General features: G+C 71.6%; 13 protein-coding genes. 9 read left to right on the top strand and 4 right to left on the bottom strand.

What is annotated here, in order from left to right:
* Positions 1–15 precede the first annotated feature (15 nt).
* The 8 genes from HNR57_RS02630 to HNR57_RS02595 all read left to right on the top strand — a co-directional run bounded on the left by HNR57_RS02630 (position 16) and on the right by HNR57_RS02595 (position 8,749).
* On the top strand, positions 16–1,200 hold the full coding sequence (locus HNR57_RS02630; RefSeq protein WP_184555250.1) for an inositol-3-phosphate synthase: 1,185 nt from the start codon (positions 16–18) through the stop codon (positions 1,198–1,200).
* Between the two features lie 2 nt (positions 1,201–1,202).
* The gene (locus HNR57_RS02625; RefSeq protein WP_184556536.1) at positions 1,203–2,285 is read left to right on the top strand and encodes an SCO3242 family prenyltransferase; all 1,083 of its coding nucleotides are present in this window, start codon (positions 1,203–1,205) and stop codon (positions 2,283–2,285) included.
* Entirely contained in the window at positions 2,282–3,370 is a 1,089-nt protein-coding gene (locus HNR57_RS02620) for a sugar phosphate isomerase/epimerase family protein (RefSeq protein WP_246554153.1), read from the top strand. The genes HNR57_RS02625 and HNR57_RS02620 overlap by 4 nt, the downstream gene beginning before the upstream one ends.
* A complete protein-coding gene (locus HNR57_RS02615) occupies positions 3,367–4,116 on the top strand; it encodes an EboA domain-containing protein (protein ID WP_184555247.1) in 750 nt (249 codons plus the stop codon). Before HNR57_RS02620 ends, HNR57_RS02615 begins: the two co-directional genes overlap by 4 nt.
* Positions 4,116–5,027, top strand: a complete 912-nt coding sequence (locus tag HNR57_RS02610) for a TatD family hydrolase (protein ID WP_184555244.1) — start codon at positions 4,116–4,118, stop codon at positions 5,025–5,027. The genes HNR57_RS02615 and HNR57_RS02610 overlap by 1 nt, the downstream gene beginning before the upstream one ends.
* A 3-nt stretch (positions 5,028–5,030) precedes the next feature.
* Positions 5,031–6,200, top strand: coding sequence for a metabolite traffic protein EboE (eboE, locus tag HNR57_RS02605; protein WP_184555242.1), 1,170 nt, complete (start codon positions 5,031–5,033; stop codon positions 6,198–6,200).
* Positions 6,197–7,615: an alkaline phosphatase family protein gene (locus tag HNR57_RS02600; RefSeq protein WP_184555239.1), complete on the top strand. Its 1,419-nt coding sequence runs from the start codon at positions 6,197–6,199 to the stop codon at positions 7,613–7,615. Before eboE ends, HNR57_RS02600 begins: the two co-directional genes overlap by 4 nt.
* Positions 7,616–7,696: 81 nt before the next feature.
* Positions 7,697–8,749, top strand: a complete 1,053-nt coding sequence (locus HNR57_RS02595) for a sugar phosphate isomerase/epimerase family protein (RefSeq protein ID WP_184555236.1) — start codon at positions 7,697–7,699, stop codon at positions 8,747–8,749.
* Positions 8,750–8,901: 152 nt separating this feature from the next.
* On the opposite strand, the gene HNR57_RS02590 is transcribed toward HNR57_RS02595, so the two are convergent.
* The 4 genes from HNR57_RS02590 to HNR57_RS02575 all read right to left on the bottom strand — a co-directional run bounded on the left by HNR57_RS02590 (position 8,902) and on the right by HNR57_RS02575 (position 15,486).
* Positions 8,902–10,290, bottom strand: coding sequence for an OFA family MFS transporter (locus HNR57_RS02590; RefSeq protein ID WP_184555233.1), 1,389 nt, complete (start codon positions 10,288–10,290; stop codon positions 8,902–8,904).
* 112 nt (positions 10,291–10,402) lie between these two features.
* Positions 10,403–12,547: an acetate--CoA ligase family protein gene (locus HNR57_RS02585; RefSeq protein ID WP_184555230.1), complete on the bottom strand. Its 2,145-nt coding sequence runs from the start codon at positions 12,545–12,547 to the stop codon at positions 10,403–10,405.
* A 4-nt stretch (positions 12,548–12,551) separates the two neighbouring features.
* Positions 12,552–13,793 (bottom strand): formyl-CoA transferase, encoded by a 1,242-nt coding sequence (frc, locus tag HNR57_RS02580; RefSeq protein ID WP_184555227.1) that lies wholly within the window; start codon positions 13,791–13,793, stop codon positions 12,552–12,554.
* Positions 13,794–13,803: 10 nt separating this feature from the next.
* Complete coding sequence (locus tag HNR57_RS02575) at positions 13,804–15,486, bottom strand: thiamine pyrophosphate-binding protein (RefSeq protein ID WP_184555224.1); 1,683 nt, start codon at positions 15,484–15,486, stop codon at positions 13,804–13,806.
* Positions 15,487–15,662: 176 nt separating this feature from the next.
* Between HNR57_RS02575 and sucC the strand changes: the two genes are divergently transcribed.
* Positions 15,663–16,793: an ADP-forming succinate--CoA ligase subunit beta gene (sucC, locus tag HNR57_RS02570; RefSeq protein WP_184555221.1), complete on the top strand. Its 1,131-nt coding sequence runs from the start codon at positions 15,663–15,665 to the stop codon at positions 16,791–16,793.
* Positions 16,794–16,802: the final 9 nt, after the last annotated feature.

Here is a 16,802-nt window from a genome sequence, read left to right as displayed (position 1 = left end):
ATCAGGAGGCTGCCCATGTCCGCGTCCCTCTCCCGACCGCGTGTGGGGGTGTGGCTGATCGGAGCCAGAGGCTCCGTCGCCACCACCGTCGTCACGGGGTGCGCCGCCGTCACCGCGGGACTGCACCCGCCCACCGGCATGGTGACCGAGACCCCGGCGTTCACCGGCAGCGGCCTGCCCGCGCTGTCCGACCTCGTCTTCGGCGGTCACGACACCCTCGACTGCCCCCTGCCCAAACGCGCCGAGACCCTCACCGCCGGCGGTGTCCTCCCCCCGGGCGTCGCCACCGCCGTCGCGGCCGAACTCGAAGCCGCCGACCGGGAGATCAGACCCGGCGGCCCCACACCGGGAGACACCCGGAGCGAAGCCGAACTGATCACGGCCTTCACCGACGACATCCGCGACTTCGTGCACCGCCACGCACTGGAACGCGCCGTGGTGGTGAACGTCGCCTCCACCGAACCCGCCTCCCAGGGGCCCGGCGCCCCACTGCCGGCCAGCACCCTGTACGCGCTGGCGGCCCTGCGCGCCGGCTGCCCCTACGTCAACTTCACCCCCTCCGAGGGCATGCACCACCCCGTCGCCGCCCGCGAGGCCGGACACAGCGGCCTGCCGTACGCCGGCCGGGACGGCAAGACCGGGCAGACGCTGCTGCGGGCCGTGCTCGGCCCGATGTTCGCGCAGCGGGCGCTGAGGGTCCGGTCCTGGTCCGGCACGAACCTGCTCGGCGGCGGAGACGGCGCGGCCCTCGCCGACCCGGCCGCCGCGGCGGCGAAGAACGCCGGCAAGGAACGCGTCCTCGCCGACACCCTCGGCACCGTCCCCGAGGGCGAGGTGCACATCGACGACGTCCCGTCCCTCGGCGACTGGAAGACCGCCTGGGACCACATCGCCTTCGACGGCTTCCTCGGCACCCGCATGATCCTCCAGACCATCTGGCAGGGCTGCGACTCGGCACTCGCGGCACCCCTGGTACTGGACCTGGCCCGCCTGACCGCCCGCGCCCACGAGGCGGGAGTGTCCGGCCCGCTCGGCGCCCTCGGCTTCTACTTCAAGGACCCGGTGGGGGAAGGGCCCGCGGGACTGTCCGAGCAGTACGACGAACTGGTCCGGTTCGGGCGGAGCCTCGGGCGGCCCGATGCAGAGGGCGGTGGCGCGCCGCCGGTGGGGGACACCGGGGAGACGGGGGGAGCACTGTGACGCTGCGCCGGAGCTCCTGCGGATGCCTCGACGGCGCGTCGAGGGACGCCGCCCCTCCAGGCATCGCCGACACCCCAGCCGGTCGCACGGCCAAGGGCACGGAGGGCGGCACCGCCGACGGCACGGCCCCCTGCGCCTGTGCAGGCCGCTCGCGGCGTCGCCGCGCCTGGGTCGAACTCCTGCGTCTGCCCGCCCTGTTCAGCGTCCCCGGAGACGCCTTGGCCGGCGCGGCCGCCACCGGTTCGCCACCCGGCTCCCGCACTCTGCTCGCCATCGGTTCCTCCCTCTGTCTCTACGAAGCCGGCATGGCCCTCAACGACTGGGCGGACCGCGACGTCGACGCCGTCGAGCGCCCGCACCGCCCCCTGCCCTCCGGCCGCGTCCGGCCCGCCGCAGCACTCACGGCGGCCTGTGCCCTCACCGGCGCCGGACTGGCCCTGGCCGCCCGCGCGGGCCGCCCGGCCCTGGCCGTCGCCGCGCCCCTTGCGGCAACCGTCTGGGCGTACGACCTCGGCCTGAAGCACACGCCCGCCGGGCCCGTGGCCATGGGCGCGGCCCGCGGCCTCGACCTGCTCCTGGGAGCGGCGGCCACGACGGGCCATGCCCGCCCCGCCCTGCCCTCCGCGGCCCTCCTCGGCACCCACACCCTGGCCGTCACCACGGTCTCCCGCCAGGAGGCCCGGGGCGGCTCACCCCTGGCCCCCCTGGCGGCCCTCGCGGCGACGGCCCTGCTGACCCGCCAGGTGACACGCCGCACCGCCCTGCCGACGCGAGGCCGCCGGCAGGGGACGGCCCCCGGGCCGGCGGGCCCCCGGGCAGTCCGGCACCCCGAGCAGGAGTGCGCGGCGCTGCTCTCCACCACCCTCGGAGCGGCCTACGCGGCGACGGCCGCCCGCCCCTACTTCCACGCCGCCCTGAACCCCTCACCTCCCCTCACCCAGCGCGCTGTCGGCGCGGGCATCCGCGCCACCATCCCCCTCCAGGCCACCCTGGCCGCCCGCTCCCGGGGCACGGCCACTGCCCTCCTCATCGCGGCCCTGGCCCCGCTCGGAGCGAGGTTCGCGAAGAAGGTGAGCGTCACATGAGCCCCGAAACTGCCCGGGCTTCTTCGGAGAGCCGCCGGGCCGGGGCCTCGGACGCCCTCGGCACGCAGTCCACTGCCCCGACCGCCCCCACCGTCCGGACCGCCGCCTCGCCCCACACCGCCACTACCGCCACCCCGCCCGGTGTCCTCCCTTCCCTCCGCTTCGGCTACGGCACCAACGGTCTCGCCGATCTGCGGCTCGACGATGCCCTGTCGCTCCTCGCCGACCTGGGCTACGACGGCGTCGGACTGACCCTCGACCACATGCACCTCGACCCGCTCGCCCCCGATCTCGCCGCCCGCACCCGCCGGGTCGCGCGGCGGCTGGACGCGCTCGGGCTGGGCGTCACCGTCGAGACGGGAGCCCGCTATGTGCTCGACCCCCGACGCAAGCACGGCCCGTCCCTGCTGGACCCCGACCCCGACGACCGGGCCCGCCGCACCGACCTGCTCGCCCGGGCCGTCCGGGTCGCCGCCGACCTCGGCGCCCACGCGGTGCACTGCTTCAGCGGGATCGTGCCGGAAGGGACCGGCACCGACACCGCGTGGAAGCGCCTCGCCGATTCCCTCGCTCCCGTCCTGGACGCCGCCGCCTCCGCGGGCATCCCGCTCGCCGTCGAACCCGAGCCGGGCCACCTCCTCGCCACCCTGGCCGACTTCCACCACCTCCGCCGGGCCCTCGGCGACCCCGGCCCTCTCGGCCTCACCCTGGACATCGGCCACTGTCAGTGCCTCGAACCCCTCTCTCCCGCCGACTGCGTGCGGGCCGCCGCCCCCTGGCTGCGGCACGTCCAGATCGAGGACATGCGGCGCGGCGTCCACGAGCACCTCCCGTTCGGGGAGGGGGAGATCGACTTCCCGCCGGTCCTCGCGGCCCTCGCCGCCACCGGATACCAGGGCCTGACCGTCGTCGAACTGCCCCGTCACTCGCACGCCGGCCCGCACTTCGCCGCGCACTCCCTGCCGTTCCTCCGCCACGCCGAGCGGACCGCGGCCACCGCGCCGCCCAGCCCCGCTCAGGCCTCCCAGCAGACCGCGCCACCCCACGGCGCTCCCTCCACCGCCCCTGAAGGGAGCAGCAGATGAGCCACCCCCGCACCACACCAGCGGCGAGAACCGAGAGCGCCCCGGACACCCCGAGCACCAGAACCCACACCGGCGAACCCTCCCCTGACACCGCCTCCACCCGCCCCTCACTCACCGATCTCCGCCGCCACCTCGCCACCCACCTGGACCCACCAGCCCGCACCTGGCTCGACCACGCCCTGGACGAGGCCGCCGCCCACCCCGGCCTCCACGGGCCCATCTCCGTCTGGGAGCTGCGGCTCGCCGAAGCCGGCCGGCGCTGCGGCCCCGCACACGCCGACGCCGCACGGGTCCTGATCCTCGCCGCGGCCCGGGCCGGCACCGACGCCCTGACCCGGGTGTACTTCCAGGGCACCGCCGACGAGCGCCGAGCCGTGCTGCACGCCCTGCCCCACCTCGTGTCCGGCCCGGGCGCTCTCCCGCTGATCGAGGACGCCCTGCGCACCAACGACACCCGGCTCCTCAGCGCCGCCGTCGGCCCCTACGCCGCCCGGCACCTCACAGCCCACGCCTGGCGTCACGCCGTGCTGAAGTGCCTGTTCACCGGAGTCCCCGTCGACCACGTGTCGGACCTGCCCCGGCGCGCCGCCGGCGACGGCGAACTCGCCCGCATGCTGGCCGACTACGCCGCCGAACGCACCGCCGCCGGCCGCTCCGTCCCCGAGGACCTGCACCGCGTCCTGGACCTGACCGAGTCCGCCACGCCGGTCCCCGGCGCGGACCACCCCCACGGCAAGGAGTCCTGATGCGCATCTTCGACCCCCACATCCACATGACGTCCCGGACCACCGACGACTACGAGGCCATGTACGCCGCCGGTGTGCGTGCCGTCGTCGAGCCCTCCTTCTGGCTGGGCCAGCCCAGGACCTCGCCCGCCTCCTTCCGTGACTACTTCGACTCCCTCCTCGGCTGGGAACCCTTCCGCGCCGCCCAGTACGGCATCGCCCACCACTGCACGATCGCCCTCAACCCCAAGGAGGCGAACGACCCGCGCTGCACGCCCGTCCTCGACGAGCTGCCCCGCTATCTCGTCAAGGACAACGTCGTGGCCGTCGGGGAGATCGGCTACGACTCCATGACCCCAGCGGAGGACACCGCCCTCGCCGCGCAGCTCCAGCTCGCAGCCGACCACGGACTGCCCGCCCTCGTGCACACCCCCCACCGCGACAAGCTCGCCGGGCTGCGCCGCACCCTCGACGCCGTCCGGGAGTCCGCCCTGCCCGCGGACCGCGTGCTCGTCGACCACCTCAACGAGACCACCGTCAAAGAGGCCCGGGACAGCGGCTGCTGGCTGGGCTTCTCCGTCTATCCCGACACCAAGATGGACGAGGAGCGGATGGTCGCGATCCTGCGCGCCTACGGCCCCGAGCAGGTCCTGGTCAACTCCGCCGCCGACTGGGGAAAGAGCGACCCGCTCAAGACCCGCAAGGTCGGCGACCTGATGCTGGCCGAGGGCTTCGACGAGGACACCGTCGACCAGGTGCTGTGGCGCAACCCGGTCGCTTTCTACGGGCTCAGCGGCCGCCTGAACCTCGACGTCACCGGCACGGACGCCACCCACGAGGGGAACTCCATCCTGCGCGGCGCCCCGCGGGATCCGCACGAGCCGGACGCCGGCCCCGGCACACCGGCCCGGGTGACCCCCGTGGAGGCGTGAGCCATGCGCTTCCGGCACCCCGACGGCTCCACCGTCCACCTCGCCTACTGCACCAACGTCCACCCCGCCGAAACCCTCGAGGGCGTCCTCGCCCAACTCCGCGACCACTGCGAACCCGTCCGCCGCCGCCTGGGCCGCGACCGGCTCGGCATCGGGCTGTGGCTGGCGAAGGACGCCGCCCAGGCCCTCGTCACCGACCCCTCCGCACTGCGCGGGCTGCGCACGGAGCTGGACCGGCGCGGCCTGGAGGTCGTCACCCTCAACGGCTTCCCCTATGAGGGCTTCGGTGCCGAGGAGGTCAAGTACCGCGTCTACAAGCCGGACTGGGCCGACCCGGAACGCCTCGACCACACCACCGCCCTGGCCCGCGTCCTCGCCGGGCTCCTCCCCGACGACGTCACCGACGGGACCATCTCCACGTTGCCCCTCGCCTGGCGCACCGCGTACGACGACGACCGCGCGGACACCGCCCGCACCGCGCTGCGCACCCTCGCCGAACGCCTCGACGCCATCGAGGAGCTGACCGGCCGCTCCATCCGCGTCGGCCTGGAACCGGAACCCGGCTGCGTCGTCGAGACCACCCGCGACGCCATCGCCCCGCTCACCGCGATCGGCCACGACCGCATCGGCATCTGCGTCGACACCTGTCATCTCGCCACCTCCTTCGAAGATCCGCACGCCGCCTTCGACGCCCTCACCGAGGCCCGCCTCCGCGTCGTCAAATCCCAGCTCTCCGCCGCCCTGCACGCCGAACACCCCCATCTCCCCGAGGTCCGCGAGGCCCTCGCCGCCTTCGCCGAACCCCGCTTCCTGCACCAGACCCGCACCGCCACCGCGGCCGGTCTGCGCGCCACGGACGACCTCGACGAGGCCCTCGCCGGACACGCCCTGCCGGACGCCTCACCCTGGCGCGCCCACTTCCACGTCCCGCTGCACGCCGCCCCCGCCGCGCCCCTCACCTCCACCCTCCCGGTGCTGAAATCCACACTGACCCGGCTCGTCGGCGGCCCGGCCCCCCTCACCCGCCACCTGGAGGTCGAGACCTACACCTGGCAGGCCCTCCCGCCCGAGTCGCGCCCCAAGAGCCGCACCCAGCTCGCCGAGGGCATCGCCGCCGAACTCACCCTCGCCCGCGACCTGCTGACCGACCTCGGCCTGAAGGAGCTGCCATGAGCACCGGCACCCATGAGCGCCCTGACCCGGCCGCCACGGACCGCCCCACCCCGCTTCTCGTCCTCGACGTCGTCGGCCTCACCCCCCGTCTCCTCGACCACATGCCCCACCTCAAGGCCCTCGGCCGGTCCGGCTCCCGCGCCGCGCTCGGCACCGTCCTGCCCGCCGTCACCTGCGCCGCCCAGTCCACCTTCCTCACCGGCACCATGCCCTCGGAGCACGGCATCGTCGGCAACGGCTGGTACTTCCGCGAACTCGGCGATGTCCTCCTGTGGCGCCAGCACAACGGCCTCGTGGCCGGCGACAAGCTCTGGGACGCAGCCCGCCGCGCCCACCCCGGCTACACCGTCGCGAACATCTGCTGGTGGTACGCCATGGGCGCCGACACCGACATCACCGTCACCCCCCGTCCGGTCTACTACGCCGACGGCCGCAAGGAACCCGACTGCTACACCCGGCCGGCCGCACTGCACGACGAACTCACCGGGAAGCTCGGTACGTTCCCCCTGTTCCACTTCTGGGGTCCCGGAGCCGACCTCGTCTCCAGCCGGTGGATCATCGACGCGACCCGCCACATCATGCGCACCCGGCGCCCCGACCTGACGCTCTGCTACCTCCCTCATCTCGACTACGACCTGCAGCGCTTCGGCCCCGACGACCCGCGCTCCCTGAAGGCGGCCGCCGACCTGGACGCCGCCCTGGCCCCGCTGCTGGACGACGCCCGCGCCGAGGGCCGAACCGTCGTCGCACTGTCCGAGTACGGCATCACCCGCGTGAACCGGCACGTCGACATCAACCGCGCCCTGCGCCGCGCCGGCCTGCTGGAGGTGCACACACAGGACGGCATGGAGTACCTCGACCCGATGGCGTCCCGCGCCTTCGCGGTCGCCGACCATCAGATCGCCCATGTCTACGTGCGCCGCCCCGAGGACCTCGACGCCACCCGCGCCGCCCTGGACGGCCTGCCCGGCATCGAGCAACTCCTCGACGACGAGGGCAAGAAGACCCATCACCTCGACCATCCGCGCGCGGGCGAACTCGTCGCCGTGGCGGAACCCGACGCCTGGTTCACGTACTACTACTGGCTCGATGACGACCTCGCGCCCGACTTCGCGCAACTCGTCGAGATCCACCGCAAACCCGGCTACGACCCGGTCGAACTCTTCATGGATCCCCTCGACCCCTACATCAAGGTCAAGGCGGCCACCGCACTGGCGCGCAAGAAGCTCGGCATGCGCTACCGCATGGCGGTCGTGCCCCTGGACCCCTCACCTATTCGCGGCAGCCACGGCCGCCTTCCGCAGAGCGACGACGACGGTCCGCTCCTCATCTGCTCCACCCCCCGTGCTGTCGGAGACCGCGTCGCGGCCACCGATGTGAAGTCACTGCTGCTCCGACTCGCCGGTCTGACCTGAGGTCACAGCCCTCGGTCCCGACTGGTCACAAGTGAAGCACTCACCACTGACAACGCCCCGCGATCACGAGGAGTTCCACGCATGAGCCGCTTCTCCCAGCCCGACCCCGAGCTCGGCCACCGCCTCAGCAGACGAGGCATGCTCGGCGTGGCCGCCGGCGCCACCGCCGCCGCCCTGCTCGGCGCCGCGGCCCCCGCGACCGCCGCTCCCGCGACGGCATCCACCGGCCCCGCGTCCGGCGCCAAGGGCCGCGGCCGCCCCGTCCTGCCGCCCGGCCGCCTCGGCATCCAGCTGTACAGCCTGCGCGACAAGGTCTCCACGCTCGGCTTCGGCCCCGTCTTCGCCGAACTGGAGCGATACGGCTACGACGAGGTCGAGTTCGCCGGTTACACCCAGGGCTCAGCGGGCCCCATCACCCTCGCCCAGCTCAAGCGGCTGGCCCGAAACCACGGCCTGAACCCGATCGGCAGCCACGTCGGCTACTACTCCGCCGACCCGAACGCCTACACCTTCGCCCAGAACCTCACCAAGGTCCTCGACGACGCCCAGGCCCTCGGCCTCAAGCACATCGGCACGGCCGCCGGCCCGTTCCGCTACGGCTCGACCGTCGACGCCTGGAAGCGCGCCGCCGAGGACTTCAACACGTACGGCGCGGCGGCGAAGGCCCGGGGCATGAAGTTCTACCAGCACAACCACTCCGAGGAGTTCTCCTTCGCCACCGACAACCCCAAGGTCCGCCTCTACGACATCCTGCTCAAGGAGACCGACCCCAACCTGGTGTACCTGGAGATGGACATCTACTGGGCGTACGTCGGCCAGTTCCGCTTCTCCAAGCGGCCCGACGGCACGCCCGCGCCCTTCGAGCCGCTGAACTACGTCCTGCGGCAGCCCGACCGCTACCCCCTCTTCCACGTGAAGGACGGCGAGAGCGACCCGTCGAACCCGTACGGCTACCGCATGACGGACGTCGGCGACGGCGACATCGACTACCAGCGGTTCATCTCCGCGGTGACCCGGCTGCGCGGCCACCGCATGGCCCACCACTGGCAGGCCGAGCACGACAACCCCGCCGAGTCCTTCACGTTCGCGCGCCGCTCCAGCGCGCACCTGCACTCCCTGAGGGAGAAGTGCTGACGACCCCGCAAACGTGAGGAGGCCCTTCCCCGACCGGGGAAGGGCCTCCTCACGTTTCCGGACGCGTCGGCCCGAAGGGGGACGGTGCACGGCGGACGGTGCGAACGGTCTGGCTGCCGCGGTCGGATCCGCCGCCATGTCAGGCCGCCGTGTCAGGTCGTGTCCTCACCGAGCGGTTGCGGGTTGGGGGAGATGCGGCGCGTTTCCCTGTCGCGTCCCGGCGGGGTCAGGAACAGCGCCACGCAGCCCGCGAAGAGGGAGATGGAGCCGGCCAGGATGAAGGCACCGGAGTGCCCCCAGGCACCGACGACCACGGCACCCATGCCGGCGCCCAGGCCGGAGACGAGCTTGGCGCTGTAGACCATGCCGTAGTTGGACGCGTTGTTGTTCTCGCCGAAGTAGTCGGCGGTGAGCGCGGCGAACATCGGGAAGATGGCTCCGCCGCCGAAGCCGGAGATCGAGGAGAAGACCAGGAACAGGGGAAGGTTCTCGGCGTTCGCCGACCAGAGGATGCCGTACTGGGACAGGCCCAGGATCACGCAGACGACGAGCAGGCACCGCTTGCGGCCGTACAGGTCGGAGAGCCAGCCGATGACACCGCGGCCGGTGCCGTTCACGATGGCCTTCAGGGACATGGCCGTGGCGACGATCCCGCCCGCGAATCCGGCCTCCTCGCCGATCTCCACCTGGAAGGCGATGCCGAAGATGTTCACGCCGGACGTGCACGCCAGACAGAACCACATCAGGGCGACCCGGCCGGTCTTCCACGCCTCCTTCGGGGAGTACTGGCGCACCGCCGGCGGGTTCATGCGCATCGAGCGGGCCGCGCGCGGGTCGTCCGGCGGGTTCAGCGGGTCGATCGTGGAGGGCCACCAGTTCTTCGGCGGGTCCTTGAAGAAGTAGCCGGAGAACGCGACCAGGCCGGCCAGGAACACACCCACCGAGACCAGCACCCAGCGGAAGTTGGTCAGGTCCATGTAGCCGTTGAAGAGGAAGACGAAGGGCACCGAGCCGTAGGCGAAACCGCCGTTGACGAAGCCGGTCTTGCCGCCCTTGCGCTCCGGGTACCACTTGCCGACCATGTTGACGCAGGTGGCGTACACCATGCCCGCGCCCATGCCGCTGAACATGCTGAAGCCGATGTAGGCGAAGACCACGTGCGGCGCGAAGGCGAGCGACAGGTAGCCCAGCAGCGTGCCGGTGGCGCCGAGCATCATGGCCCAGCGGGCCGGCAGTTTTCCGCTCTCGCGCAGCTTGCCCGCGGGGAAGGCCACCGCGGCCTGGAAGAAGACCCAGACGGTCATCATCCAGAAGATGTGCATGCTGTTCCAGCTGTGCGCCGTGTGCAGGGTGTCCTCGGCGGACGCGAACGCGTACTCGGCGGAGGAGATGCCCATCATGCCGATCCAGGGCAGGATCACCATCCACTTGCGTTTGCGCCCCATGATGTCGATGTCGGTCTCACCGAGGCGGTAGACGCGACCGTTCGCGTCGGTGACCTCCCGGTAGGGAACCGTGGTGGGCAGATCGGTCGTTGTCATGTCGTGTCGCACCCCTTGCGTCGAAAGATCTGGCCAGCGCCCCCTGTCCCATGCCGTGCGGGTCCCGGGGCCGGCCGACGCGCACCGTCGGCCGGCCCCCCGCTCAGTCACCTCATGTACCGCCCCCCAGCAGTCCCGCCTCCCGCGCCCAGCGGTACTTCGCGCCGAGCACGGCCACCGGCTTCTCGGTCGTGTACGGGTACGCCACGACCCCGCGCTCGAAGAGGTACTGGCAGGCCTCCTCGACCTCCACGTCCCCAGCGAGCGACGCCACCACGGGCTTCTCGATCCCGCGCTCCCGGAACTCGGCCACCACGCGCGCGGTGAGCTCCGCGAAGACCATGGGAGGAGTGACGATGGTGTGCCAGTAGCCGAGGACGAGCGCGTGGATGCGCGGGTCCTCCAGGCCCAGCCGGAGCGTCGCCTCGTACGTCGACGGCGGCTCGCCCCCGGTGATGTCCACCGGGTTGCCCGCGGCCCCGAAGGGCGGGATGAACTTCCGGAACGCCTCGTCGAGGTCCGGCGGGATCTCCATCAGCGACAGTCCGTTGTCCGTCACCGCGTCGGAGAGCAGCACACCACTGCCGCCGGCGCCCGTGATGATCACGACGTTGTCGCCCTGGGGCGCGGGAAGCACCGGCAACGCGCGCGCGTACTCGAGCATCTCGTTCAGCCCCGGCGCCCGGATCACCCCGGCCTGCCGCAGGATGTCGTCGTACACGGCGTCGTCGCCCGCCAGGGCACCGGTGTGCGAACCGGCCGCCTTGGCTCCCGCCGCCGTCCGGCCGGCCTTCAGCACGACCACCGGCTTCTTCGGCACGGTCGCCCGGGCGGCCTCCACGAAGGCGCGGCCGTCCTTGAGGTCCTCCAGGTGCATCGCGATGCAGTCGGTGTGCGGGTCCTCGCCGAACCAGGTCAGCAGGTCGTCCTCGTCCAGGTCAGATTTGTTGCCGAGTCCGACGATCGCCGACACGCCCGTCTTGGTGGTGCGGGCGAAGCCCAGGATGGCCATGCCGATGCCGCCCGACTGCGAGGTCAGCGCCACCCCGCCCTTGACGTCGTACGGCGTGCAGAACGTGGCGCACAGGTCCTGCCAGGTCGAGTAGTAGCCGTAGATGTTCGGCCCCAGCAGCCGTACGCCGTGCCGCTCGGCGATCGCCACGATCTCCGCCTGGAGTTCGTGCTCGCCGGTCTCCGCGAATCCGGAGGGGATCAGGACGGCGTTCGGGATCTTCTTGCGTCCCACCTCCTCCAGGGCCGAGGCCACGAACTTGGCGGGGATCGCGAAGACCGCCACATCCACCTCTCCGGGAACGTCCGTGACACTCTTGTACGCCTTGCGGCCCAGAATGTCATCGGCCTTGGGATTCACCGGATGGATCTCCCCGGCGAACCCTCCGTCGACGAGGTTGCGCATCACCGAATTGCCGATCTTGCCCTGCTCGTTGGAGGCGCCGATCACGGCGACCGAGCCCGGCTGCATCAGCCGGCGCATCGAGGTGAGGATTTCCTCGCGCGCATACCTCCGGCGCGGCGCGGGCTGCGACTCGGCGAGGATCACCCGGATGTCGGCCGCGACGGCCCCCTCCGCCGTCGCGATCACCGGATTGAGGTCCACCTCGGCGATCTCGGGGAAGTCGGCGACGAGTTGCGACACCCGGCGGATCTGCTCGGCGACGGCCCACCGGTCCACGCCCGCCTGGCCGCGCACCCCGCGCAGGATCTCCGCCGACCGGATCGAATCCAGCATCGACAGCGCCTCGTCGGCGGTCACCGGTGCGAGCCGGAACGTCACGTCCTTCAGGACCTCGACGAGGACCCCGCCGAGACCGAAGGCGACCACCTTCCCGAACGTCGGGTCCGTGACCGCGCCGACGATGACCTCCTGCCCCTTCGGCAGCAGTTCCTGCACCTGCACGCCCGAGATTCGGGCGGCGGCGTCGTAGGCGCGCGCGTTGTCGATGATGGTGTGGAAGGCGGCCCGTACGTCGGTCGCGCCCTCGACCCCCACGATCACTCCGCCGGCGTCGGTCTTGTGCAGGATGTCCGGCGAGACGATCTTCATCACGACGGGCCCGCCGAAACGCGCCGCGAACGCCACGGCCTCCTCGACGTCCGTCGCCAGCTCCTCGCCCGGCACGGCGATCCCGTACGCGTCGGCGATCACCTTGCCCTCGGGCGCGGTCAGCGCGGTCCGCCCCTCGGCCCGCACGGCCTCCAGGAGGGACCGCACCCGCAGGACCCGGTCTTCCGCCATCACGTCAGATCACCCCGTTCGACTTGAGCAGGCGCACTTCCTCGTCGCCGAGGCCGAGTTCGCCGACGTAGACCTCTTCGTTGTGCTCCCCGAGCAGCGGGGAGCTGGTCACCTCGACGGGGGAGTCGGACAGCTTGAGCGGACTGCCGACGGTCACGAAGTCGCCGCGCTCGGGGTGGGGGACGGTGACGACCATCTCGTTGGCGGCGAGCGAACGGTCCTCGATGATCTCCCGGGTGGACAGGATCGGCCCGCACGGGATGTTGCGCGCGTTGAGCCGCTCCAGTACCTCCCACTTGGGCAGCGTCGAGGTCCACTCCTCGATCAGCTGGAACATCTTGCCGAGCTTGGGCAGCCGCGCCTCGGGCGTCGCCCACTCGGGGTCGTCGGCCAGCTCGGGCCGGCCGATGAGCTCGCTGATCGGCTGCCAGCCGACGGGTTGCACGATGACGTACACGTAGTCGTTCGGGCCGCCCGGCGCGCACTTGACCGCCCAGCCGGGCTGGCCGCCGCCGGAGGCGTTTCCGGACCTGGGAACCTCGTCGCCGAAGTCCTCGTTGGGATATTCACGGAGCGGGCCGTGTGCCAGCCGCTGCTGATCCCTCAGCTTCACCCGGCAGAGGTTGAGGACGGCATGCTGCATGGCCACGTTGACCCGCTGCCCGCGCCCGGTGTTCTCCCGCTGGTACAGCGCCGCGAGAATCCCCGCCACGGCGTGCACACCCGTCCCAGAGTCCCCGATCTGGGCCCCCGTCGCCAGCGGCGGTCCGTCCTCGAAACCGGTGGTCGACATCGACCCGCCCATGGCCTGCGCGACGACCTCGTACGCCTTGAAGTTGGTGTACGGACCCTCGCCGAACCCCTTGATGGAGGCATAGACGATCCGTGGATTGATCTCCTGGATGCGGTCCCAGGTGAAGCCCATCCGGTCCACCGCGCCCGGACCGAAGTTCTCGACCATGACGTCGGAGCGCCGGATCAGCTCGGTGAGGATCTCCTTGCCGCGCTCGGTCTTGGTGTTGAGGGTGATGCTCCGCTTGTTGCAGTTGAGCATCGTGAAGTAGAGGGAGTCGACGTCCGGCAGGTCACGCAGCTGCTTGCGCGTGATGTCGCCGGTCGGCGCCTCCAGCTTGACGACGTCCGCGCCGAGCCAGGCGAGCAGCTGGGTCGCCGACGGCCCGGACTGGACGTGGGTCATGTCCAGCACGCGGATGCCTTCGAGGGCCTTGGTGGACGGAGAAGTCATCGGGGGCACCTCACTTGTACATGGTCTGGTTCATGGTTCCGGGGGCGTACGCGTCGGGGTCGACCCAGACATTGATCAGCGACGGCTTGCCGGACTCGCGGGCGCGCAGCAGGGCCGGGCCGATGTCGGCGGGGTCGCGGACCTCCTCGCCGTGACCGCCCAGCATCCGGGCGAACTCGTCGTAGCGGACGTCGCCGAGGGTGTTGCCGATCCGCTCGCGGTCCTTGCCGTACTTGGCGGCCTGGCCGTACCGGATCTGGTTCATGGAGGAGTTGTTGCCGACGATGCCGACGAACGGGAGGTTGTAGCGGACGAGGGTCTCGAAGTCCCAGCCGGTCAGGGAGAACGCGCCGTCTCCGAAGAGCGCGACGACCTCCTTGTCGGGCCGCGCCTGCTTGGCCGCGAGCACGAAGGGGACGCCCACGCCGAGCGTGCCGAGGGGCCCCGGGTCCATCCAGTGCCCGGGCGACTTGGGCTGCACGACCTGCCCGGAGAAGGTGACGATGTCGCCGCCGTCGCCGATGTAGACCGAGTCCTCGGTGAGGAAGTCGTTGATCTCGCTCACCAGACGGTAGGGGTGGATGGGTGAGGCGTCGGACTTCAGGTTCGGCAGCCGCTTCTCCAGAGCGGTCTGCTCGGCCGCCCGCAGCTCGTCCAGCCACTCCTTGCGCTTGGACGCACCGCCGTTGATGCGCCCGGAGGCCGCCTCGGTCACCGACTTCAGCACCAGCCCGGCATCGCCCACGATGCCGAGGTCGATGTCGCGGTTCTTGCCGACGGTGCGGTAGTCGAGGTCGATCTGCACGACGGTCGCGTCCGGCGACAGCCGCTTGCCGTAGCCCATGCGGAAGTCGAAGGGCGTCCCGACGATGACGATGACGTCGGCGCCTGAGAAGGCGTACCGGCGCGAGAGCTGGAAGTGGTGCGGGTCGCCGGGCGGGAGGGTGCCGCGTCCCGCGCCGTTCATGTAGGCCGGGATGTTGAGGGTCCGCACGAGTTCGATGGCGGACTCGGTTCCGCGGGTGGTCCACACCTGGCTGCCGAGCAGGATGGCCGGCTTCTCGGCGTGCACCAGCAGGTCGGCGAGCTTCTCGACCGCCTCGGGATCGCCGGCCGAGCGGGTCGAGGCACGGTAGGCGCCGCCCTGCGGCACGCGCGCCTTGGCGGCCGGCACCTTGGCGTCCAGCACGTCGCGCGGGATCTCCAGGAAGGAGGGGCCCGGCGCGCCGTGGAAGCACTCGCGGAACGCCATGGACACCATGTCCGCGGCGCGGGCGGTGTCGGGCACGGTCGCCGCGAACTTGGTGATGGGGTTCATCATGTCGACGTGCGGCAGGTCCTGGAGGGACCCCATCTTGTGCTGGGTGAGGGCCCCCTGACCGCCGATCAGCAGCATCGGGGACTCGGCGCGGAAGGCGTTGGCGACACCGGTGACGGCGTCGGTCGTCCCGGGCCCCGCGGTGACCACCGCGCAGCCGGGCTTGCCGGTGATCCGCGCATAGCCGTCGGCGGCGTGGGCGGCGACCTGCTCGTGGCGCACGTCGACGACTTCGATGCCCTCGTCGACGCAACCGTCGTAGATGTCGATGATGTGGCCGCCGCACAGCGTGTAGATGCGGTCGACTCCCTCGGCCTTCAGCGCCTTGGCTACGAGATGACCACCGGAAATCAAGTCCTGGGTGTCGTCGGGCATGGCGAAGTCCTGTCCCTTCGTAGGGGGTTGGAGCGGCTCGCAGTACATTGCATACAGTCGACGAATACTGTATGAAGCTTGTTATCCCGCATCCGGTGGGTGGTGTCCAGGGGGCGTGCGGCACTTTCGGGGGACTGGGGGTCGCTCCCCAGAAGACACAGCAGTCAGGAGCCGGAATGGACCTGTACGAACACCAGGCAAGGGAACTCTTCGCAGAACACGGCATCTTGGTGCCGCGAGCCGAGGTCACCGACTCGCCCAAGCAGGCACGCGACATCGCGCGCGGGCTCGGCGGGCGGGTGGTGGTGAAGGCCCAGGTGAAGACCGGTGGACGGGGCAAGGCGGGCGGAGTGAAGCTCGCCGCCGACCCCGCCGCCGCCGAGCTCACCGCCCGTCAGATCCTCGGCATGCACATCAAGGGCCACACGGTCGGCAAGGTCATGCTGGCCCAGCCCGTGGACATCGAGACCGAGTTCTACGTGTCCTACGTACTCGACCGCGCTGCGGGCCGGTTCCTCGCGATCGCCTCGGCAGAGGGCGGCATGGACATCGAGGACGTCGCCGCCACCCGTCCCGAGGCCGTGGCCCGCGTGCCCGTCGATCCCGCCGAGGGCGTCACCTCCGCGAAGGCCGGTGAGATCGCCGAGGCGGCCGGGCTGCCGCCGCAGACCGTGGACGTCATCATCCGGCTCTGGGAGGGCCTGGTCCGCGAGGACGCCCTCCTGGTCGAGGTGAACCCGCTCGTGCGCACCCGGCAGGGACAGATCCTCGCCCTGGACGGCAAGGTCACCCTCGACGACAACGCCCGCTTCCGACAGGCCCGGTGGGGCGCCGACGACGTGGAGCACGAAGACTCGCTGGAGGCCGCGGCCGCCGCCAAGGGCCTCAACTACGTCAAGCTCGACGGCGAGGTCGGCATCATCGGCAACGGGGCGGGCCTCGTCATGTCCACCCTCGACGTGGTCGCGGGCTGCGGCGCGCGACCCGCCAACTTCCTCGACATCGGCGGCGGAGCGAGCGCCCAGGTGATGGCGGACGGGCTGTCGGTCATCCTCTCCGACCCGGCCGTGAAATCCGTCTTCGTCAACGTCTTCGGCGGGATCACCGCCTGTGACGCGGTCGCCGACGGCATCGTGCAGGCCCTGGAGACCGTCCGGCTGACCAAACCGCTGGTCGTCCGTCTGGACGGCAACAACGCGGCCCGGGGCCGGGCCGTCCTCGACGAGTACGCCCATCCGCTGGTCCAGCAGGCCACCACCATGGACGGCGCCGCCGCCCGTGCCGCCGAACTCGCCACCACGGCCTGAGGAGAGGGA

The sequence above is a fragment of the Streptomyces paradoxus genome (assembly GCF_014202475.1).
GTDB classification, from domain to species: Bacteria; Actinomycetota; Actinomycetes; order Streptomycetales; family Streptomycetaceae; genus Streptomyces; species Streptomyces paradoxus.
Note: the sequence above shows the minus strand (reverse complement) of the source record. Positions and strands in the feature narration are given on the sequence as shown.